This is a genomic window from Armatimonas rosea (assembly GCF_014202505.1).
GTDB classification, from domain to species: domain Bacteria; phylum Armatimonadota; class Armatimonadia; order Armatimonadales; family Armatimonadaceae; genus Armatimonas; species Armatimonas rosea.
Genome location: NZ_JACHGW010000002.1, coordinates 1,352,105 through 1,372,354 on the forward strand (window position 1 = coordinate 1,352,105; position 20,250 = coordinate 1,372,354).

The following is a 20,250-nucleotide window of genomic DNA, read 5'->3' on the forward strand; positions in this document are numbered from 1 at the left end:
ACACTATGAAGACCAAACAGTGGAAATCCTACGCCGAACTGGCGGAGACGCAAGAGTATGCGCAGTGGGTTGACGATGAGTTTCCCGGCCGCGCGACGCTGCTGGATCTGGATCGGCGCGACTTTCTAAAGCTCACCGGAGCGGGAATGGCGCTGGCAGGCCTCTCGGGCTGCCGCATCATGCCCCACGTGAAGTCGGTGCCCTATGTCCGCGCTCCCGAGCAGCAGGTTCCGGGCCAGTCGGTCTACTACGCCACCACCCTGGAGAGCCGCGGGCTCGGAATCGGGGTGCTGGTGCGCTCCTACGAAGGGCGGCCCGTCAAGATCGAGGGCAACCCCGAGCACCCATCCAGCCTAGGTGCAACCGATGCCTGGACCCAGTCCGAGCTCCTCAGCCTCTACGACCCGGAGCGGGCGCAGTCGGTTGTCGAGCGGGGCGAGATCCGCAACTGGGACCAGTTCTTCGCGACCGCGCGGCCTCTGCTCAAGAAAGAGGCTGGTAGCGGGGGGGCAGGGATTCGCCTGGTTACCTCGACCATCGTCAGCCCCACCTACGCGGCCCAGATCGGGAAGTTCCTCAGCAAGTACCCCAGCGCCAAGTGGATTCAGTGGGAGCCGCTCTCCCAGAGCAATGTCCGCCAAGGGACCCAGCTGGTCTTCGGTAAGCCCCTCAGCCCTGTCTACCACCTTGAGGCCGCCAAGACCGTCCTCTCTGTGGATGCAGACTTCCTGCTGACCCTGCCCGGTGCCGTGCGCTACGCCCGTGAGTTTGCCAACGGACGCCGTGTCCGTGAGGGCAGCACGGAGATGAACCGCCTCTACACGATCGAGAGCAGCTACTCCATCACCGGGGCATCGTCGGACCACCGTCTGGCACTCAAGCCCACCGATATCGAGCGCTTCGTGCGTGCCCTCTACGCCAAGGTCACCGGCGCGGGAGCTGCACCGCTTCCCGCAGGTGTCGATGAGGCCTTTATCAGCGCCCTTGCCGACGATCTCAAGGCAGGCGGTGTGGTGATTCCGGGCGATGAGCAGACCCCCGGGGTTCATGCGATCGCGCACGCTCTGAACGCAGCCATTGGGGCAATCGGTAAGGGAGTGACCTACCATGCGCCTATCGAGGCCAAGGTTCAGGACTCGCTTGTTGAGCTCAAGCAGCTCGCGAGCGATCTGGCTGAGGGCAAGGTGACCTTCCTACTGACCCTCGGTGGCAACCCTGTCTACGATGCGCCGGCGGAGCTGAAGCTGCGCGAGCTCTACCTCTCGGAGAAGTGTCCGCTTCGGGCGCACCTAGGGCGCTACGCCGACGAGACCGCGGAGGTCTCGCACTGGTTCCTCCCCGAGTCGCATGGCCTAGAGTCTTGGGGCGATCTGAAGGCGCACGATGGCACGATTGGCCTACAGCAGCCGCTGGTGGAGCCGCTCTACGAGACCAAGACTGCCTCCGAGGTCCTGACGCTTCTGGTAGACCAGCCCTTTGGGGGGATGGAGCTCCTGCGCCAGCACTATGCGTCGCTGAGTGAGAATGTCTGGCGTAAGGCGGTCCACGATGGGGTCATTGCCAACTCGGCGAGCCCTGCGGTGGCCGTGACCGCTGCCGCCAACCTGTTGGCAACCCTGCCCGAGCCGCCCGCCTCCGCAGAGCTTGAGGTCAACTTCCGCCCGGATCCGACGATCTGGGACGGGCGCTATGCAACCAATACCTGGCTCCAGGAGCTGCCCAAGCCCCTGACCACGATTGTCTGGGACAACGCCGCGCTGATCTCGCCCAAGACCGCCAAGAAGCTGGGGCTGATCTCCGACGAGCACCAGAACGATGCGGTCAATATCGCGCAGTACTCGGGCAAGAAGCTGATCGAGGTCTCCCTGGGCGAGGCGAAGATCAAGGTCGCGGCCTGGGTTCAGCCCGGCCAGCCCGACGATACCATCACGCTCTACCTGGGCTACGGCCGCACGCAGGGTGGGCCGATCTGCGAGAAGCAGGGCTTCAATGTCTACCCGCTTCGCACCAGCGCCAGCCTGAACCACGCCACGGGGGTTACGGTGAAGGCGACCAACGAGGACTACTCGCTGGCCTACACCCAACCGCACCACCTGATGCGCTCTGAGGTGGACAATGCCGCCGCCGAGGCTCTTCATATCAATGAGCACGAGAACCGCGATATTGTCCGCTCGGGAAGCCTGAAGCGCTTTATCGACACCAAGGGGCGCATGCACGAGGAGCACCACCCGGAGCCAGAGCGCGCCGGTGAGGCACCACATGAGGAGCATGGGGAGGAGCATACCGTTGACGCGGCGAGCCTACCGACCATCCCTGCCGATGATGCCTTTGGTCTTGGGCGAAACCACTGGAAGTACGTCGCCGAAGAGCCGACCGTCAAGACAGAGGTCAATAAAGAGGGGCTAATCTCCCTCTACCCGGAGTACTCACGTGCAGGCTTCAATGCCTGGGCGATGAGTATCGACCTGACCACCTGTATCGGCTGTAACGCCTGTACGATCGCTTGCCAGGCGGAGAACAACATCCCGGTAGTGGGCAAAGACCAGGTAGCGGCAGGGCGCGAGATGCACTGGATCCGTATCGACCACTACTTTGAGTCGCCGGACCTGGTCAATGTCGAGAGCCACTTCATGCCGATCCCGTGTATGCAGTGTGAGAAGGCGCCTTGTGAGCCGGTCTGTCCGGTCGCCGCGACCGTGCACAGCCATGAGGGCCTCAACCAGATGGTCTACAACCGCTGTGTGGGAACCCGCTACTGCTCCAACAACTGCCCTTACAAGGTGCGACGCTTCAACTTCCTGAAGTGGACCCAGGGTGCGGGAGGACCGACCACGCTGAACTTCTTTGAGAAGCCCGTGCTCAAGATGCTCCCCAACCCGGATGTGACGCTGCGCGGTCGTGGTGTGATGGAGAAGTGTACCTACTGTGTCCAGCGCATCAACGAGGTCCGAATCGAGGCCAAGAAAGAGAGCCGCGAGATTCAGGATGGCGAGATCATAACCGCCTGCCAGCAGGTCTGTCCGACCCAGGCGATTGTCTTTGGTGATATCAACAACCCCAAGAGCAAGGTAAGCCTGCTCAAGAAACAGCCGCACGACTACTCGCTCCTGGCCGAGCTCAATACCCGGCCCCGGACGACGTACCTGGCTAAGATCAAGAACCCCAACCCCGCGCTGGTGAAGCCGGGTGCTGAGAGCGCGGCGGAGGGAGGGCACTAGATGGCAACGGAACCGATGGGCGGCAAGCGCACGCAGCTCATCCCCGAAAACTTTATCGACAACGAGCACGACTACGAGTCTATTACAGACATCATCGCGCGAGTTGTACTGAACCCGCGGCCGCCGCTGATCTGGTTCATCATGACGGCAGGTGGCTTTGTGGGCCTCAATGTCATGCTGATGGCGGTCACCTGGCTGATCCTGCGGGGAACGGGTATCTGGGGAAACAACCAGCCGACCGGCTGGGCATGGGACATTATCAACTTTGTCTGGTGGATTGGTATCGGCCACGCCGGAACACTGATCTCCGCGATTCTGCTCCTGATGCGCCAGTCTTGGCGTAACTCGATCAACCGCTTTGCGGAGGCCATGACGATCTTCGCGGTGATGTGTGCGGGTCTCTATCCGCTGCTGCACACCGGTCGTCCTTGGTGTGACTACTGGCTCTTCCCGTATCCCAATGTCCTAGGGATGTGGCCACAGACCCGCTCACCCTTGGAGTGGGACGTCTTTGCCGTCTCTACCTACTTCACTATCTCGGTTCTCTTCTGGTTCCTGGGGCTCGTGCCCGACATTGCGACCCTGCGTGATCGCTCTCGGAGCACTTGGGCCAAGGTCCTCTACGGGGCGGCTGCGCTGGGCTGGCGGGGAAGTGCCAAGCACTGGTTCCGCTACGAGCAGGCGACTAATATCCTCGCAGGAATCTCCGCGCCGCTCGTTCTCTCGGTTCACACGATCGTCTCCTTCGACTTCGCCGTGGGGATTGTCCCGGGCTGGCACACGACCATCTTCCCGCCCTACTTTGTTGCGGGAGCTGTCTTTGCCGGATTTGCGATGGTGCTGACCTTTGGTCTGCCGCTACGCGCCCTGTATGGCCTCAAGGACTTTATCACCGAGAAGCACCTGGACTGGATGGCCAAGATCACCCTCGCGACCGGCCTAATTGTCTTCTACGGCTATGTCTTGGAGATGTTCTACGGCTGGTACTCGGGCAATGTCTACGAGCTCTCGCTGGTCAACCACCGAATCGCAGGGCCGTACGCGCCGTTCTACTGGGCGCTGATCTTCTGCAACGGGATCTGGCCGCAGGCGCTCTGGAGCCATAAGCTGCGCAAGAACGTTCCCTTCCTCTTTGTGACGAGCATCGTGATTGGAATCGGGATGTGGCTGGAGCGCTTCGTCATTATCCCCATGTCGCTCACCCGTGACTTCATCACAAGCTCCTGGGGCTACTACTCGCCGACCCTCTGGGACTGGCTACTCTTCCTGGGGACGATGGGCTTCTTTACCTTCTTGCTCTTTATGTTCATTAAGGTACTGCCCTTCATCAATATCTTTGAGATGCGTGATCTGTTGCATAAAAATCACCACACCTTCGGCCACACGGCTCATGAGCATGACGCAGCGCATGCGGAGGAGGCCCACTAATGGCAGGACACGGTCACGGCCACGATCATGGGCCGGTAGAGAACCCTATCTTTGGGATGGTGGCGGAGTTCGACTCGCCCGATGACCTGCTGGCAGCAGTCAAGCGGGCCACGGCAGCGGGCTACTCCAAGACCGATGCCTACGCCCCCTTTCCGATCCACGGACTGGCAGAGGCACTCCCCAACGGCACCGACGACCGCCTCCCTTGGCTGGCGTTCTTTGGGGGACTGACGGGCTGTATGCTTGGGTTTGGGCTGCAGTACTTCATCAATGTCATCGACTACCCGATGAACGTCGGGGGAAAGCCGCTCAACACCTGGCCTCAGTTCCTCCCGGTCACCTTTGAGTGCACGGTTCTCTGCACGGGCTTGACGACTTTTATCTCGCAGTGGGCGCTCAATGGCCTGCCGCGGTACCACCACCCTATCTTCAATGCGCCCAACTTTGACCGGGCAACTCAGGACCGGTTCTTCCTGTGCATTGAGACCAAAGATCCGAAGTACGAACCCAATGAGACGGCAGCGTTCCTGAATGGGCTGGGAGCCCTGAATGTTGCGGAGGTTGCGCGCCAGTGAGAACAACCATGCGATACGCGCTGGGCTTGACAGTCTTGGGGGGGAGCGCTCTGCTCTCCGGTTGCCACATCGATATGTGGGAGCAGCCCAAGATGAAGGCCTACTACGAGAGCGATTTCTACACCGACCGACAGGCCAGTCGCGCCGTGCCGGAGGGGACGATCGCTCGGGGACGGCTCCGCACCGACGATGCCTTTACGACGGGTAAAGAGGGGACGAAGTTTATCGCCCAGCTTCCCGCCGAGGCTGTCCAGAGCTTTGGTGGTCCCAAGGCGATGCTGGACCGGGGGCAAGAGCGCTACACGATCTACTGCTCGCCCTGCCACGGCACCACGGGCAATGGCAATGGCTTTATCGCCCAGCGTGGCCTTGGCTTCTGGCAGAAGCTTCCCGCGACCCTGCTCCAGCCCCGCCTGCAAAAAGTGGAGGATGGCTATCTCTACGATGTCCTGACCCACGGGAAGGGCGCGATGTACGGTTATGCCTCGCGGATTCAGGACTACAACGACCGCTGGGCCGTGGTTGCCTACGTTCGTGCCCTGCAGCTTGCCGGTGGGGGAGCCCTTCCTGAGGCCGTGGCTGAGGCACCTGCCAAGCCCGCTGAGAAAGCCCCTGCGACTCCTGCGCCGAAGGCTCCTACCGAGGAAGCGCTGATGCAGGAGCAGGCCGACCTTGACTCCGCAATGAGCAAGCTCTCGGGGGATGTTCTCTTTGACACCGCGAAAGCGACCCTAAAGCCTGAGGCCCAGACCTTCCTGGTCGCGGTCGCCGAGATTCTCAAGAAGAATGCGGGATCCAAGGTCGAGGTGGGCGGACACACCGACTCCAAGGGGAACGAGGCCAGCAATCAGGCCCTCTCCGAGCAGCGTGCCCGTGCGGTGCGTGATTTCCTGACAAGCAAGGGAGTGGCGGTGGGGATGCTCACGGCCAAGGGCTATGGCTCCAGCAAGCCGGTCGGGGACAACAACACCGACGAAGGCCGGGCAAAGAACCGACGCATTACCCTGGTGGTACAGGGAGGCGCAAAATAATGAGTGATCATCAAACAACAGAAGCCCCCTCGGCGCTTCCTACGCTCACACGGCTAAGCAATATTGCGGTCGGCCTTGCCGTGGCCGGGGCAGTTGGCCTTGGCATAGGGATGGCGACCGATGGCAGTGCAGGGCACAAGATCTTCTGGGGAGCCTACCACTACGGCTTCATCTTCTGGCTCACGCTGACCCTGGGCTGTGCGACTCTGACCTACCTGCACCACACGATCCGCTCCCAGTGGAGCCTCTCGATCCTCAAGGTGCTTGAGGCGGGCAACAAAAACCTTCCGCTCATCGGGGTGTTCTTTATCCCGATCGCGGTAGCGACCGTCGGGAGCCATGCGATCTTCCCCTGGGCAGATCCTGCGTTTCTGGCCAAGCTCCCCATTCAGAAGCAGCAGTGGCTCAACCCTATCGCTTGGGTGATCCGGGCCGTGATCTACTTTGTCTTCTGGATCTGGACCACCAGCCGCCTGAATGCTTCGTCGAAGGCACAGGATGTCAGCCGTGACGAGAGCCTGGCGGAGGCACGCCGAAGCTTTGCACCCCCGATGGGTGTCATCCATGTGATCTTGCTCACCTTTGCCTTCACCGACTGGCTGATGTCGCTCAACCCCATGTTCTTCTCCACTCTCTATGGGGCGTGGCACATGGCGACCGGAATCCTGATGGCGATCGCCTTTGGAACCTTCCTGACGCTGTTGATGCGCAAGAATCGGCCCTACGCGGCTGCGATAAACCCGGCGCTTACCAAAGACTTGGGCAACATGATGCTGGGCTTTACGATGGTCTTTGGGTACTTCACCCTGAGCCAGTTCCTGATCATCTGGTCGGGGAACCTGCCCGAGGAGATTATCTTCTTTGTCCAGCGCTTCGAGGGACCTCTGGTCTGGGTGGGCGCTGCCATCGTTGTCTTCCAGTTCTTCGGTCCGTTTCTGGCGCTGCTCTCGGGCAAGGCCAAGCGCACCCCTGAGCTTCTGATCAAGGTTGCGGGCTGGATCTTCTGCTTCCGAATGTTGGACGTCTGGTGGCAGGTGGTTCCCTTCTTCAAGGGGCCCTCACAGCTCTCCACGGTCTGGATCGATATTGCGGCCCTGCTGTTTGTGGGAGGTGTCTGGCTCTATTTCTTCTTCCGAACCCTGAAGCAGAACGAGCTCCTGCCACTCCATGACACACGTCTGCAGGATACCAAGCTTGCTCTGGAGGCACACTAACCATGCATGGCTCAAATGATATCAATGACGGAACCATCCCGGAGCTCGGCTACGATCACCGCGATGTTAACCTGAAGGCGATTGTCTTCTGGATGTCGATCTTCTCCGCCTTTGTCGTGGTCTCCATCCTGACGATTCAGTTCTTTGCCTATCCGTTCTTTACCCCGGACTGGAAGAAGCTGGAGAAGCAGGTTCCTGCCTTCGTGACGGCACCGCGCACGCCACCTTTCCCCCAGGTTCAGGCCGATCCTAAGCTCGATATGGAGGTCTTTAAGGCCTCTGAGGAGCGACAGCACGAGGCGATGAACAAGGCTAAAGAGGCACTTGCTGCGCGTGGTCTCGCCGGGATTACCACCAATACGGAGCATGCCGAAGGGAAGTCCTTCCCGGGCAGCGGCGACTATGCGGGGGTAGACCACAAGGCCAAGCCTACCGAGGCCGAGGGTGAGCACGAGGCAGAGCATGCCGGAGGCGAACACTAATGTTTCGTCGTGGTCTGCTCGCTCTGGTGATGGCACTGGGGGTGCTGGCACCCTCTGCCTTTGCACAGGGCCAGTCCCAGCAAGCACCGGCGGGCTCCCGTCCACGTTTTGACACGGGCATCAATGCTGCCCGAGATGTCGCCATCAACCAGAACCTGGATGCCGAGCTTCCGCTGGAGGCACAGTTTCACGACGAGCTGGGGCGGACGGTGGCACTCAAGGAGTACTTTGGTAAGAAGCCTGTCTGGATGGTCTTGCCGTTCTTTAAGTGTACCGGTACCTGTCCGATGATGGTGGATGGGATGATCTCGGTGATGCACGAGCCGAGCCTGGGCTACCAGATTGGCCGTGATTTTGAGATTGTGGTGATCTCGATCAACCCCCGAGAGACCCCCGAGATCGCGGCGGCCAAGAAGCAAGAGTACTTGAGTAAGCTAGGGCTAGCCGGGGCCGAGAAGTCGTTTCACTTTCTGACCGGTGACGAGAAAGACATCCGGGCGGTTGCCGATGCGCTAGGCTACAAGTATGTCTACGATGCGCGCACTGACCAGTATGCCCATGCTAGTGCGACCTTTGTTGCGACTCCCAAGGGCAAGATCTCGCGCTATCACTTTGGCGTGAGCTACTCACCGAAGGACGTGCGACTCTCGCTGACAGAAGCGGGTCAGGGACGGATTGGGAGTCTGGCGGAGAAGGTTTTGCTGTTTTGCTACCACTACGATCCGCAGCGCAATACCTACGGGCTCGCTGCGTTTCGCTTGACCCAGGTACTGGGCGTGGTGACAATTCTGGCACTTGGCTCGTTTATGATCATTAACTTCCGGCGCGAGGCCCGGGAACAACAGTTAACCCGAACTTCGGGAGGAGACGTCGTGAACAAGACGTCTGACAGAGAGGCTTGATTACCAATGGGTGAAATGCCTATGCGGGCTCCGGCAGCATCGGAGTTCGCAAATAATGTGGATGCGCTCTATTTTGCGCTTGTCGCGCTGACCGTCGTCTCGACAGTCCTCGTGCTGGCGTTGCTGATCTTCTTAGTAGCGCGGTACCAACGTGGAAACAATGTAGACCGCTCCAATCCTGTGGACCACCACACGGGCCTTGAGATGGCTTGGACCCTCCCTGCGCTCGTTCTGGGACTGGGGATCTTTGTCTGGTCCGCGAAGCTCTTTGGTGAGGTCTACCAGCCGCCAAAGAATGCCAAGGAGATCTTCATCATTGGCAAGCAGTGGATGTGGCACATGCAGCACGCCAATGGGATTCGGGAGAACAACGAGCTCCATATCCCGGTGGACGAGCCGGTCAAGTTCACCATGATCTCCCAGGATGTCATTCACGCCTTCTATGTCCCAGAGTTTCGCATGCAGCGCCAGGTGCAGCCCGGGGAGTACACCCAGATGTGGGTCAAGCCGACCCGTGTGGGCAAGTACCATATCTACTGCAACATGTACTGTGGCACGCAGCACTCCGAGATGGGGGGCTGGGTCTATGTCATGAGCCGCCCTGACTACGATAAGTGGGTTGCCAGTGGGGGAGTACGTGCGGTGAGCCCAGGGGGGATCGAGGCCAAGCGTGGGGCACTCTCCCTTGCACAGCAGGGCAAGGCTCTCTACGAGAAGTACCAGTGTGTTGGCTGTCATGGTGGCTCTAACTCAGACGCGACCCGCCGTGGTCCCTCCCTTGCGGGGATCTTTGGCAAGAGCCGCCAGCTTGTGGGAGGGAAGGTGGTTACCGCCGACGATGCCTACCTGCGAAATGCCATTCTCTACCCGAATGAGTTTGCGCTGGCAGGCTGGCCCCAGGGGATGCCTCCTTACAAGGGGGTTCTATCTGAAGCGGATGTCCTCGCGGTCAATGCCTATATTAAGACAATTGGAACGAAGGACGAGCCCGATGCGGGCCATCCGGCGCAGGAATCGATTCCTGCGGACACGGATAACCAGCAGTTCCGTTACATGTACGGAGGAGAACAGTACAAATGAGCGTGAGTACTTTGGATAGTCACGATGTCCCTGTGGCATCACACGGTCATGCCCGCGCCGCTCACGGAGAGAGTCCCTACGGAGTTGATAACGAAAACTACATCAACACCGACCACTCGATCAAGTCCTGGTTGCTGACAGTTGACCACAAGCGCATCGCGCTCTTGTATCTCTTCTCCGTCTCCGCCTTCTTCCTTCTGGGAGGGCTTGCAGCGGGCCTAGTGCGCTTTGAGCTCACCGCGCCCAAGGGACAGATCCTCTCCAGTGAGGCCTACAACCGAGTGTTCTCGGCCCACGGCATCATCATGGTGTTCCTGTTCCTGATCCCGGCGATCCCGGCGATCTTGGGGAACTTTGCGCTCCCGCTGATGATTGGTGCCCGTGACCTTGCCTTTCCGCGGCTAAACCTTATCTCCTGGTATGTCTACATGACCGGAGGGACGTTTATCCTGATCTCCCTTTTCTCTGGAGGAGTCGATACCGGGTGGACCTTCTACACGCCTTACTCTAGTATCTACGCGAATGGAAATGTCGCGCTGTGTCTGCTAGGCGTCTTCTTTGGAGGGTTCTCGTCGATCTTCACCGGGCTGAACTTTATCGTCACGGTCCACAAGATGCGCGCCGCGGGCATGACCTGGTTCCGTCTGCCGCTGTTTGTCTGGGCGATGTATGCAACGTCGGTGATCATCATGCTGGGGACGCCGGTTGTGGCGGTGACCCTTCTGATGGTTCTGGTGGAGCGCACCCTCGGGTTTGGCCTCTTCTCCCCGGAGCTGGGCGGCGACCCGGTGCTCTTCCAGCACATGTTCTGGTTCTACTCGCACCCCGCGGTCTACATCATGATGCTTCCCGCGCTGGGAATCACCAATGAGATCATCGCGGCCAACTGTAAGAAGCGCATCTTTGGCTACGAGTTTGTGGCGATGTCTTCCCTTGCGATTGCCGCCTTTGGCTTCGTGGTCTGGGGCCACCACATGTTCGCGACCGCTCAGTCGATGTACTCGAGCATGGTGTTCTCGATTATCTCGTTCCTCGTGGCGGTGCCCTCGGCGATCAAGGTCTTTAACTGGATCGCGACCATCTTCAAGGGGAGTGTCGAGCTCTCCAGCCACATGCTCTTTGCGCTGGGCTTTATCGGTCTCTTCGTGGTGGGTGGACTCACGGGCCTGTTCCTGTCGTCCCTTGCCACGGACGTCCACCTCACGGCAACGTACTTTGTGGTGGCACACTTCCACTATGTCATGGTGGGAGGAGCCCTGATGGGCTTCATGGGAGGGCTACACTACTGGTGGCCCAAGATCACGGGGCGCCTCTACCCCGAGTTCCCCGCAAAGCTCTCGGCGATTATCACCTTTGTTGGCTTCAACATGACCTTCTTCCCGCAGTTTATTGTGGGCTACCTGGGCATGCCCCGCCGCTATCACTTCTACGCTCCTGAGTATCAGATCTGGCACATTGCCTCGACAGCAGGCTCTACGGTGCTTGGTGTTGGGTTTGCCCTCCCTGTCTGCTACTTGCTGTGGTCGTGGTTCAAGGGCCCCAAGGCACTCGCGAACCCCTGGGGAGCTGTCGGGTTGGAGTGGACTATTCCCTCACCGCCTGTGACCCACAACTTCCTGGTAGCGCCCGTCGTCACCTGGGAGGCGTATGAGTACACGGGTGAGCATCCTGCACACGACGTTCTGGATCATGCTCATGACCACGATCACGAGACGGTCGCACCCGTTCGAGAGGAAACCCACGTATGAGTCTCCACGCTCTAGAGCCCGGCGCGGGTGCTGAGCACGCCCACGGTGCTGGTCAGCGCGTCTCGATGCAGTACGAGAACATCGACCAGCAAAACGAGAGCTACCTGGTTGGGATGTGGTCATTCCTGGTCACGGAGATCATGTTCTTTGGGGGGCTGTTCCTTGCCTACGCGCTCTACCGGGTGATGTACTTCAACACCTACCTGGAGGCGCATCAGTTCCTGCTCCAGTACGGCTGGTTCGGGATGCACAATGGCTTCCCTTGGCTGGGGACGATCAACACCACGGTCCTGCTGACCAGCTCACTCTTTATGGTGCTCGCGGTCTACAATGCTCAGATCGGGCAGCGGATCAAGACTATCCTTTGGCTGTTGACGGTGGTAGGTTGTGCATTTGGCTTTATGGTGGTCAAGTACTTCGAGTACACCAATAAGCTCCATGAAGGCCTCTATCCGGACCGGAACTTCAACTACGCACGCGCTCTCTACATCCTCAAGACCGAACATGCTGCCGGGCACGAGGGCCATGAGAATCCTCGGGCAAACGAGGCCTGGACAGCGATGAAGGCGGCGGAGAAGGCGGGGGCAAAGCTAACCGAAGAGGGGCTCGAGATCCCAGCGACTCAGACGGCGCAGGTCGCGGGGGGGATCAACCAGAGCCTCACCGAGGTTCCAAAGGACACAATCGCCTTCTCGGTCCCGGATGCTTCCTACAGTAAGTACCTCTCTGAGGCGAACCATGCTCGCCTGTTCATGAGTATCTACTTCTCCATGACCGGGCTACACGGAATCCACGTCTCCCTGGGAATCTTAATGATGGGCCTCTTGATTCTCTTCTATGGAATCAAGCATCCCTGTGTCGATGACTACATGCCGCTGGAAATGATTGGCTTGTACTGGCACTTTGTTGACATCGTGTGGATCTTCCTGTTCCCGCTGATGTACCTGATCTCGTAAAGGAAAGACGATGGCAGATATAACACACGGACACGATAGCCACGGTCATGGGCGGGTACACCCGGCGGTCGAGGTTATCGATCACCCAAAGCCGCTTCTCTACTGGCAGACCTATGCAGGACTCTTTGTGCTGCTCATTGTGACGGTCTTGCTCTACTACATCGACCTGAGCGCGGCGATGAAGTGGGTAGGGTGGAACTTTGTCGTGGCCATGATTGTGGCGAGCATCAAGGCCTACCTGGTCGTGCGCAACTTCATGAACGTCAAGGGAAGCACCAAGCTGACCTTCCTTTGGGCAGTGCTTGGCTTTGTCTGGCTGATGCTCATGGCGGGAATCTTTATCGACTACCGGAGCCGTCCCGTACAAGGTGGCTGGGAGCCCCAGTTCGCCGGTCGAATGCGCTAACTTGGTTTTGGAGCCCGGCACGAAGGTGCCGGGCTTTTTGTTTTGGAGAGAACGACAATGATTGTAACGGTTTGGGGGGAGAACCTCCACGAGCAACAGCATGAGGCGGTGCAAAAGGTCTATCCTAACGGTATGCACAACGCCATCGCCGAGGGGCTACGAGAGCTCCTTGGGGAAGCCGCTACGGTGCGTACCGCGACCCTGGATCAGCCGGAGCATGGCCTGACCGATGAGATCTTGGCTAGCACCGATGTCCTGACCTGGTGGGGGCACATGGGCCATGACAAGGTAGACGATGCCGTTGTCACTAAGGTCCACCAGCGCGTGCTGGAGGGGATGGGGCTGATTGTCCTGCACTCGGGGCACTTCTCCAAGATCTTCCGCAAGCTCATGGGAACTACCTGCGGGCTGATCTGGCGTGACGACGATGTTGAGCGTGTCTGGACCGTGCGTCCGGGGCACCCGATCACCGAGGGTCTTCCTCCCGTCTTCACGGTCCCGGATACCGAGATGTACGGCGAGTTCTTTGATATTCCCCAGCCCGACGAGCTAATCTTTATCTCCAGCTACGGCGGCGGCGAGGTCTTTCGCTCGGGGTGCTGCTGGAGTCGAGGGCGCGGCAAGGTCTTCTACTTCTCGCCTGGCCACGAGACCTACCCGATCTACTACCAGCCAGAGATTCGGCGCGTGATCGCCAATGCTTGTAAGTGGGCCGCACCGACCACCGAGCTGGGAATCCGTGTCTGTCCCCACGCCCCCAAGGGCTGGTTTGAGACCAACCCCAATCTCGGCTGGGAGAAAAAGTCGTGAGAAAGGCGCTCTTGGTCGGGGCGGGCGGGATGGGGCAGGCGTGGGCCAAGAACCTCGTCGCCCACGCCGATCAGGTCGCCTTTGCCGGCTGGGTGGATATCCGCGATGGTGCTGCCGCTGCCGCCGCGGAGAAGCACGCGCTCTCGGGGCTCTGGACGGGCACCGAGCTAGAGAAGGCCATCGCGGAGGTTCAGCCCGACTTTGTCGTGGATGTCACTATCCCGGAGGCCCACCACCATGTCACCCTCACCGCGCTGGCACACGGCATCCCGGTGATTGGCGAGAAGCCGATGGCGCACTCGATGGAGGCGGCACGGGCGATGGTGGCAGCGAGTGAGAGGGCGGGCAAGCTCTACATGGTGAGCCAGTCCCGCCGCTACGACAACCGCATCCGCGCCTACCGTCGGCTGATCGAGAAGACCTGCGGCCCGCTAGGAATCCTCAACGCCGACTTCTATATCGGGGCACACTTTGGGGGCTTCCGCGACGAGATGGACCATGTCTTGCTTCTGGACATGGCGATCCATACGTTTGATCAGGCACGCTATCTCTCCGGAGCCGATCCGGTGGCGGTCTATGCCGAGGAGTTCAATCCCGCTTGGTCCTGGTACAAAGGGGCGGCATCGGCGACCTGCCTCTTCGAGATGGCCAATGGCCTGCGCTTTACCTACCGCGGCTCCTGGTGCGCGGAGGGCCTGCACACCAGCTGGGAGTGCGAGTGGCGCGCCAGCGGAGCAACCGGGACAGCGCTCTGGGACGGCCACAGCACCGTAAAGGGCGCCAAAGTGACCGGCACCGAGGGCTTCCACTACGCCACGGAGCCCACCGACGAGCCCATTCTTGAGGAAGTTGCGGGCGGAATCGCGGGGAGCCTTGAGGACTTCCTACACGCGCTCGAAACCGGAGCCACCCCCATGGGCGAGTGCCACGACAATATCAAGAGCCTCGCGATGGTCTTCGCCGCGGTCGAGTCTGCCACCACCGGCAAGCGCGTCACGATCTAAACCAGCCCCCTGACCCTCGCACGCGGGGGAACCGTAAGGAATCGGAATCCTTGTATTTCCCCCAATCTTGGGGGTCAGGGGGCCTCGGGCAAGCGGCTCTCGCGGAGCATCTGGACGGTCCAGATGCCGGTGAAGAGCATAAAGCCGATAAAGTAGACAAAGAACAGCCCCCCGAGCTGATTGCCGCCGCTGAGGTTTGCCAGGAAGCAGCTGTGCATCACCGCCATCAGAAACGCACCGGTGGCGATCCCAAAGACCGACATCTGGTGCCCTAGGCGTGCAATTGTCTGCTCCCACCGCTCGGGGGCGAGCCAGTACTCTTTATTGGGCAGGTTGATCATGTCGTTGGGGGTCTTCTTCAAGATGGCGCCTATCCCGATCCACATCAGCGAGAAGATGCTCACCAGGGCCAAGTAGAAGATCATAAAGCTGGTCTTGCTCATCCAGCCATCTGCCTGTCCCGATGGCCCAAAGTGCGAGGCCATCTTCTCGGGGAGGGCGCTGTAGTAGTAGGCGCAGTGCGCGGCGGCCAGCGCAGGGAGTACCAGAAGGGTCTTCTGTGCCCAGCTCAGGGGGCGCTTCTCTTGTTGCTGTTGTTGCATGAAAGTTACCTCATCTAGCAGAAATGATACCTGAATCCGTTTTTTGTTGCGGTCGGTGGTAGAATGCAACGTTTATGCGGCTCAAGCGGCTCACCCTTCATGGCTTTAAGACCTTCGCGGACAAGACGGAGATTGAGTTTGTCCCCGGTGTGACCTGTATTGTCGGGCCAAATGGGTCGGGCAAGTCGAATCTGCTGGATGCTCTGGTCTGGTGCCTGGGGGAGCAAAAGGCGTCGAATCTCCGTGCCACCAATGCACGCGATGTCATCTTCGCGGGCTCGTCCAAGCGCAAGCCGATGGGGATGGCGGAGGTCACGCTGACGGTGGACAACGAGGACCGTTTCCTCCCGCTGGACTTCTCCGAGGTGACGGTCACGCGCCGCATCTACCGCAATGGCGATAGCGAGTTCTTGCTCAATAAAGTCGCCTGCCGCCTCAAAGATATCGCGGATTTGTTTACGGACACGGGGGTGGGCAGGGGAGCCTATGCCATTGTCAACCAGAGCGAGATCGACGGGATTCTCTCCGCCAAGCCCGAGGACCGGCGCGAGCTCTTTGAAGAGGCGGCGGGAATTAAGAAGTACCGGGTCAAGAAGCGCGAGGCGCAGCGCAAGCTGGAGAACACCGAGCTTAATCTGATCCGTGTCCGCGATATTTTAGGGGAGCTCAGCACCCAGGTCGAGCCGCTCCGGGAGCAGGCCGAGGTCGCGCTGCGGCATAGGGAGCTCACGGAGCGCCTACGCGCGGTCGAGGTGGGGCAGCTCGCGGCGGACTACAAGCGCTACAAGGACGAGCTCGCGGAGCTGGAGAAGACCGCGGAGGACGCGAAAAAAGAAGCCGAGGAGCTCGGGGTCGAGGTCGGGGAGCTGGAGGCGAGCGCGGCGGGGCTGGGGCTGCGCATCTCCGAGGCCGAGAGCCAGATGGATGCCGCTCGCATCCGTCAGCAGCTCACGATGACCCAGGTGGAGCGCCTGGAGAGCCGGATCGCGCTGGCCGAGGAGCGCAAGACCAGCGCACGGCGGACACTGGAGTCGCTGGCCACCGACCTGGAGACCCTGGACTCGGACAAGCTCCGTCTGGCAACCGAGGCGGAGACGCTCAAGACCGAGGCCAAGACCGCCGAGGCGGGGCTTGCGGAGAAGACCAAGGTCCTCGCGGAGCACGAGGGGGTGGCGCGCGAGGCAGAGAAGGCACTGGGCGAGCTCTCCCGGATGCTGGCGGGCCAAGAGGCCGACTACCTGGCGCTCGCCCGCAAGCTCGCCGCCCAGAAAGCCGAGCGCGATAGCCTGCGCGAGCGAATCGCACGGCGCAAAGAGGAGATTGTCGAGGCCGAGGCGCGCGCCGCAACCCGCCAGGCCGAGGTCGAGGCCGCCCGCGCCGAGGCGGAGAAGCTTGGAGAGGCGCTTCTTGCGGCAAAAGTCGCCCAAGACGACGCCCGGCGCCAGCTCACCGACGAGCGCGAGCCCGCCGCGAAGAAAGCGGCCGAGGAAGTGGCCGCGCTGGGGGAGCGCCGTGCTAACCACGAGAAGAAGCTCGCTGGGCAGGAGTCCCGCCTCCGCGTGCTCGAAGAGACCGAGGCGATGCAGGAGGGCTACTTCGCCGGAGTCCGCGCCGCCCTCAATGCAGCGTCGGAGGGGAAGCTCAAGGGCGAGTTCACGCTCTTTGCCGACGCCATCAAGGTGCCGGAGGAGCTGGAGACGGCGATCGAGGTCGCGCTAGGCGGCAGTCTCCAGGACATTGTCACCGACACGGAGGCAAATGCCAAGGCGGCGATCCGGCACCTCAACGAGACCCGCGGCGGACGGGCGACCTTTCTGCCGCTCGATGCGCTCCGTGACCAGCAGATTCCCCAGTCGCTTCGTGCGGCGGCGCGTAAGTTCTCCGGCGTCCGTGGCTCCGCCGCCGATCTCGTGGCCTACGACGACAAGCTCGGGGCGGCGGTCCGGGTCCACCTTGCGCGTGTCTTGGTCGTGGACGATATCGACACGGCGACCCAGGTCTCCCGGCAGATCGAGCGAGACTGGGCGCGCATTGTGACCCTCACCGGCGAGCTGGTCGTTCCCACGGGCGCGATCACCGGCGGGCGCACGGGGCGGCAGGGGCCCAACCTGCTCTCCCGAAAGCGTGAGATCGCGGAGCTGCATCTCGCCGTGGACGCGGGGCGGCTGGAGACGGACCGCCTGCGGGAGCGCGAGACCGCCGCGCGCGCCGCTGCTGACACGGCCCGTCAAGCGGTGCGTGAGGCCGAGCAAGCCGTCCAGCGTGCACGGGAGGCCGTGCTGGATGCCGAGCGCCGCGTCCAGAGCAAGAACAACGAGGCCGAGCGGCTCCAGAAAGAAGCGCTCCAGCTCCAGACCCGCGCGGGGCAGCTCGTCAACTCCGGCGAGGCCGATGCGAGCCGGGAAGCCACCCTCTCCGCCGCCATCGAGGACGCCGACCGCACGGATGAGTCTGCCGTGGCGACGCGTGAAGAGCTCTCCCGCCGCCAGGCCGCGCTCACGGTACGCCGCGACGAAGCCCGCGACCAGGCCCGCACGATCGCCACCGAAGCAGCAAGCCTGCGAGAGCGCGTCGTCGGACTTACCCGCGACTCCAAGCGCGCCGAAGAGGGGGCCCTGCGTGCGACCATCACCGCCGACGAGCGCCGGCGCCGCGCCGCTGAGGCCGAGAACGTGATCGCTGTCGAGGAGGCGGAGGCCGTTCAGCGTGCTGCCGAACGCGAGGTGGCCCGAAAATCCCTGGAAGAGGCCGGGGCGGAGGTCGAGAAGTGGCGCGAGCGTCGGCAAGCGCTGGTCAATGAGAACTTCCAGCTCACCGAGCGCATCCGCCTGGTGCAGCGGACTATTGGGTTTGCCACCGAGCGCGGACAGCAAGCCCGCCTGCGCGCCGCCCGTGTCGAGACCCAGGCCGAGGCAGTGGGACAGCGCCTCCAGGACGAGTACGACCTCCACCCAGACTCCGCCGTGGCTCTTACCGGCGGCGCGCCTGTGGAGAAAGATGTCGCGCAGGAGATCGGCCGCCTGCGCCGGGAGATTCGCGCCCTGGGAACCGTCAACCTGGGGGCCGTCGAGGAGTACGAGCGGGTCTCGGAGCGCTACCGGTTCCTCACGGAGCAAAAAGCCGACCTGGAGAGCGCCAAAGCGAAGCTGCTCTCGACCATCACGGAGATCGACGACTCGACGCGTGGAGTCTTCGCCGAGACCTTCGATAAGGTTAATGTTGCGTTTCAGAAGTTCTTCACCCGGCTCTTTGGCGGTGGCTCGACCGACCTGGTGATGACCGACCCAAGCGATGTGCTGGAGACCGGAATCGAGATTCTGGCGCAGCCGCCGGGCAAGAAGCGCCAGAACCTCTCGCTCCTCTCCGGCGGCGAGCGTGCGCTCACGGCCACCGCGCTGCTCTTCGCCTTCCTCGAAGTGCGCCCCGCCCCATTCTGTGTCCTCGATGAAGTCGATGCGCCGCTCGATGGTGCCAATGTTGAGAAGTTTGCGGACCTCGTGGCGGAGTTTGGCCAAGAGAGCCAGTTTATTCTCATCACGCACAATGCCACGACGATGGAGGCCGCCCCGCTCTGGTACGGTGTCACGATGCAAGAGCCCGGGGTCAGCCGCGGCATCTCCATGCGCGTCCCCGAGTCCACACCTACTCCATCCGAGCCTGCTGAAGCACCACTAGAGTAGAGCCATGGAACCACCCCGGCACATTGTCGCTGTCTCCGGCCTGGTCACCGATCCCCTGACGGAAAAAGTCCTGCTCATTCGTAGCCCCCGCCGTGGCTGGGAGTTTCCGGGCGGTCAAGTGGAAGAAGGGGAGAGCCTTACCGACGCACTGGTGCGCGAGGTTCAGGAAGAGACGGGCCTTACTGTCGATATCCGCGAGCTGGTCGGGGTCTACTCCAATACCCACTCGCATATCGTCATGTTTGGCTTTCTCTGTGAGTGGCTAGAAGGCGAGCCAACCACCAGCCCCGAGAGCTTGGAGGTCGCCTGGGTCGAGCGCGACAGAGCTCTGGAGCGTGTCACCAATCCCGCTATCTACGACCGGCTCCGCGACATGCTGGACTTTGACGGAACCGTCGTCTACCGGGCCTATGTGCGCACGCAAGAGACCTATTTGATTCAGGAGGAGCGGGAGCTGTGAACCTAGACAGTGATGGGAAGAACGGTCACCTGGCCACTCTCGAAGAAATCCACAGTGAGGCGATAGTCTGCCAAAAGCGCCGTACCAAGCAGAGGGCGCTCCCCTAGTCCAAGGATGGCGACATCTATTTGTTTGTTTTGCCAGAGTATAGTCGCACTGTGAACGGGCGTGGGAACGGCGTTACCATCGGCAAGAACCGAGTCTAGCTCTAGCTCAAATGGCAACTTAAGTTGTGCTATCGTCTCCAAAGGAAGCGCAAGTGCTCCCTCAAAGCCGGTGTCTACAACGAACTCCAAGCCAACTTGATGGCCACTAGGAAGAATCAGACGCACCGTAAGGCAGGCTTGCAGGTTTTGAACGGCTCCCCTCATGGGATCGTGGTCCGTGTCCGTGTACCTCCGACAGCATAGACAGCATTGTAACCGATACGCTCGGCCCAGATGCGTGCTGAGGCGTGACGAATGCGGAGCCGGCGGCTGGCTACCAGGAGATCGCTATCGATTTCATAGTCACCACTCTCGATATCAATGGCGACGATCTTTCCGAGGCTCTCCTGCGTCTCTACCAGAGAGCGAATGTGTTCTTGGTAAAGAGCTTTTCCACGCAAGGCAGTGTTGTCTGTGCTCATGGTTTGTTCTCCTTCCTGAGTATATC

General features: G+C 61.0%; 18 protein-coding genes. 15 read left to right on the forward strand and 3 right to left on the reverse strand.

Annotated features, from left to right (window positions below):
* Window positions 1–5 precede the first annotated feature (5 nt).
* The 13 genes from HNQ39_RS14215 (at window position 6) to HNQ39_RS14275 (ending at window position 14,854) form a co-directional block, all read left to right on the forward strand.
* Window positions 6–3,218, forward strand: coding sequence for a TAT-variant-translocated molybdopterin oxidoreductase (locus tag HNQ39_RS14215; RefSeq protein WP_184197193.1), 3,213 nt, complete (start codon window positions 6–8; stop codon window positions 3,216–3,218).
* Window positions 3,219–4,646, forward strand: coding sequence for an NrfD/PsrC family molybdoenzyme membrane anchor subunit (gene nrfD / locus HNQ39_RS14220; RefSeq protein ID WP_221290008.1), 1,428 nt, complete (start codon window positions 3,219–3,221; stop codon window positions 4,644–4,646).
* Window positions 4,646–5,221, forward strand: coding sequence for a DUF3341 domain-containing protein (locus HNQ39_RS14225; protein WP_184197196.1), 576 nt, complete (start codon window positions 4,646–4,648; stop codon window positions 5,219–5,221). Before nrfD ends, HNQ39_RS14225 begins: the two co-directional genes overlap by 1 nt.
* 8 nt (window positions 5,222–5,229) lie before the next feature.
* Window positions 5,230–6,252: an OmpA family protein gene (locus HNQ39_RS14230; RefSeq protein WP_184197199.1), complete on the forward strand. Its 1,023-nt coding sequence runs from the start codon at window positions 5,230–5,232 to the stop codon at window positions 6,250–6,252.
* Window positions 6,252–7,466, forward strand: a complete 1,215-nt coding sequence (locus tag HNQ39_RS14235; RefSeq protein WP_184197201.1) for a hypothetical protein — start codon at window positions 6,252–6,254, stop codon at window positions 7,464–7,466. The genes HNQ39_RS14230 and HNQ39_RS14235 overlap by 1 nt, the downstream gene beginning before the upstream one ends.
* Before the next feature lie 2 nt (window positions 7,467–7,468).
* Entirely contained in the window at window positions 7,469–7,948 is a 480-nt protein-coding gene (locus HNQ39_RS14240; protein WP_184197205.1) for a hypothetical protein, read from the forward strand.
* On the forward strand, window positions 7,948–8,850 hold the full coding sequence (locus tag HNQ39_RS14245; protein ID WP_184197208.1) for an SCO family protein: 903 nt from the start codon (window positions 7,948–7,950) through the stop codon (window positions 8,848–8,850). The genes HNQ39_RS14240 and HNQ39_RS14245 overlap by 1 nt, the downstream gene beginning before the upstream one ends.
* Before the next feature lie 21 nt (window positions 8,851–8,871).
* Entirely contained in the window at window positions 8,872–9,930 is a 1,059-nt protein-coding gene (gene coxB / locus HNQ39_RS14250) for a cytochrome c oxidase subunit II (RefSeq protein WP_184197211.1), read from the forward strand.
* 101 nt (window positions 9,931–10,031) lie between these two features.
* Window positions 10,032–11,678 (forward strand): cytochrome c oxidase subunit I, encoded by a 1,647-nt coding sequence (locus HNQ39_RS14255; RefSeq protein WP_425503566.1) that lies wholly within the window; start codon window positions 10,032–10,034, stop codon window positions 11,676–11,678.
* Window positions 11,675–12,634, forward strand: coding sequence for a cytochrome c oxidase subunit 3 (locus HNQ39_RS14260; RefSeq protein ID WP_184197218.1), 960 nt, complete (start codon window positions 11,675–11,677; stop codon window positions 12,632–12,634). The genes HNQ39_RS14255 and HNQ39_RS14260 overlap by 4 nt, the downstream gene beginning before the upstream one ends.
* A gap of 10 nt (window positions 12,635–12,644) precedes the next feature.
* Window positions 12,645–13,040, forward strand: coding sequence for a cytochrome C oxidase subunit IV family protein (locus tag HNQ39_RS14265; RefSeq protein WP_184197221.1), 396 nt, complete (start codon window positions 12,645–12,647; stop codon window positions 13,038–13,040).
* 57 nt (window positions 13,041–13,097) lie between these two features.
* Entirely contained in the window at window positions 13,098–13,850 is a 753-nt protein-coding gene (locus HNQ39_RS14270; protein WP_184197224.1) for a ThuA domain-containing protein, read from the forward strand.
* Complete coding sequence (locus tag HNQ39_RS14275; protein WP_184197227.1) at window positions 13,847–14,854, forward strand: Gfo/Idh/MocA family oxidoreductase; 1,008 nt, start codon at window positions 13,847–13,849, stop codon at window positions 14,852–14,854. Before HNQ39_RS14270 ends, HNQ39_RS14275 begins: the two co-directional genes overlap by 4 nt.
* Before the next feature lie 74 nt (window positions 14,855–14,928).
* Here the strand turns inward: HNQ39_RS14275 and HNQ39_RS14280 are convergent, their stop codons facing one another.
* Entirely contained in the window at window positions 14,929–15,456 is a 528-nt protein-coding gene (locus tag HNQ39_RS14280; RefSeq protein WP_184197230.1) for a DUF1648 domain-containing protein, read from the reverse strand.
* 74 nt (window positions 15,457–15,530) lie between these two features.
* Here HNQ39_RS14280 and smc point away from each other — a divergent pair, with 74 nt between their 5' ends.
* Window positions 15,531–19,136: a chromosome segregation protein SMC gene (gene smc, locus HNQ39_RS14285; RefSeq protein ID WP_184197234.1), complete on the forward strand. Its 3,606-nt coding sequence runs from the start codon at window positions 15,531–15,533 to the stop codon at window positions 19,134–19,136.
* A gap of 4 nt (window positions 19,137–19,140) precedes the next feature.
* Window positions 19,141–19,596, forward strand: coding sequence for an NUDIX hydrolase (locus HNQ39_RS14290; RefSeq protein WP_184197237.1), 456 nt, complete (start codon window positions 19,141–19,143; stop codon window positions 19,594–19,596).
* Between the two features lie 2 nt (window positions 19,597–19,598).
* Here HNQ39_RS14290 and HNQ39_RS14295 read toward each other — a convergent pair whose 3' ends face one another.
* Window positions 19,599–19,967 (reverse strand): clan AA aspartic protease, encoded by a 369-nt coding sequence (locus HNQ39_RS14295; RefSeq protein ID WP_281380252.1) that lies wholly within the window; start codon window positions 19,965–19,967, stop codon window positions 19,599–19,601.
* Window positions 19,964–20,224 carry a hypothetical protein gene (locus HNQ39_RS14300; RefSeq protein ID WP_184197242.1) on the reverse strand — a complete coding sequence of 87 codons (261 nt, stop codon included), beginning with the start codon at window positions 20,222–20,224 and terminating at the stop codon, window positions 19,964–19,966. Before HNQ39_RS14300 ends, HNQ39_RS14295 begins: the two co-directional genes overlap by 4 nt.
* Window positions 20,225–20,250: the final 26 nt, after the last annotated feature.

What these genes read in the sequence shown, in the direction of transcription:
- HNQ39_RS14215 (WP_184197193.1), top strand. Translation starts at nt 6, where the DNA reads ATGAAGACCAAACAGTGGAAATCCTACGCCGAACTGGCGGAGACGCAA.
- nrfD (WP_221290008.1), top strand. Translation starts at nt 3,219, where the DNA reads ATGGCAACGGAACCGATGGGCGGCAAGCGCACGCAGCTCATCCCCGAA.
- HNQ39_RS14225 (WP_184197196.1), top strand. Translation starts at nt 4,646, where the DNA reads ATGGCAGGACACGGTCACGGCCACGATCATGGGCCGGTAGAGAACCCT.
- HNQ39_RS14230 (WP_184197199.1), top strand. Translation starts at nt 5,230, where the DNA reads ATGCGATACGCGCTGGGCTTGACAGTCTTGGGGGGGAGCGCTCTGCTC.
- HNQ39_RS14235 (WP_184197201.1), top strand. Translation starts at nt 6,252, where the DNA reads ATGAGTGATCATCAAACAACAGAAGCCCCCTCGGCGCTTCCTACGCTC.
- HNQ39_RS14240 (WP_184197205.1), top strand. Translation starts at nt 7,469, where the DNA reads ATGCATGGCTCAAATGATATCAATGACGGAACCATCCCGGAGCTCGGC.
- HNQ39_RS14245 (WP_184197208.1), top strand. Translation starts at nt 7,948, where the DNA reads ATGTTTCGTCGTGGTCTGCTCGCTCTGGTGATGGCACTGGGGGTGCTG.
- coxB (WP_184197211.1), top strand. Translation starts at nt 8,872, where the DNA reads ATGCGGGCTCCGGCAGCATCGGAGTTCGCAAATAATGTGGATGCGCTC.
- HNQ39_RS14260 (WP_184197218.1), top strand. Translation starts at nt 11,675, where the DNA reads ATGAGTCTCCACGCTCTAGAGCCCGGCGCGGGTGCTGAGCACGCCCAC.
- HNQ39_RS14265 (WP_184197221.1), top strand. Translation starts at nt 12,645, where the DNA reads ATGGCAGATATAACACACGGACACGATAGCCACGGTCATGGGCGGGTA.
- HNQ39_RS14270 (WP_184197224.1), top strand. Translation starts at nt 13,098, where the DNA reads ATGATTGTAACGGTTTGGGGGGAGAACCTCCACGAGCAACAGCATGAG.
- HNQ39_RS14280 (WP_184197230.1), bottom strand. Translation starts at nt 15,456, where the DNA reads ATGCAACAACAGCAACAAGAGAAGCGCCCCCTGAGCTGGGCACAGAAG.
- smc (WP_184197234.1), top strand. Translation starts at nt 15,531, where the DNA reads ATGCGGCTCAAGCGGCTCACCCTTCATGGCTTTAAGACCTTCGCGGAC.
- HNQ39_RS14290 (WP_184197237.1), top strand. Translation starts at nt 19,141, where the DNA reads ATGGAACCACCCCGGCACATTGTCGCTGTCTCCGGCCTGGTCACCGAT.
- HNQ39_RS14295 (WP_281380252.1), bottom strand. Translation starts at nt 19,967, where the DNA reads ATGAGGGGAGCCGTTCAAAACCTGCAAGCCTGCCTTACGGTGCGTCTG.
- HNQ39_RS14300 (WP_184197242.1), bottom strand. Translation starts at nt 20,224, where the DNA reads ATGAGCACAGACAACACTGCCTTGCGTGGAAAAGCTCTTTACCAAGAA.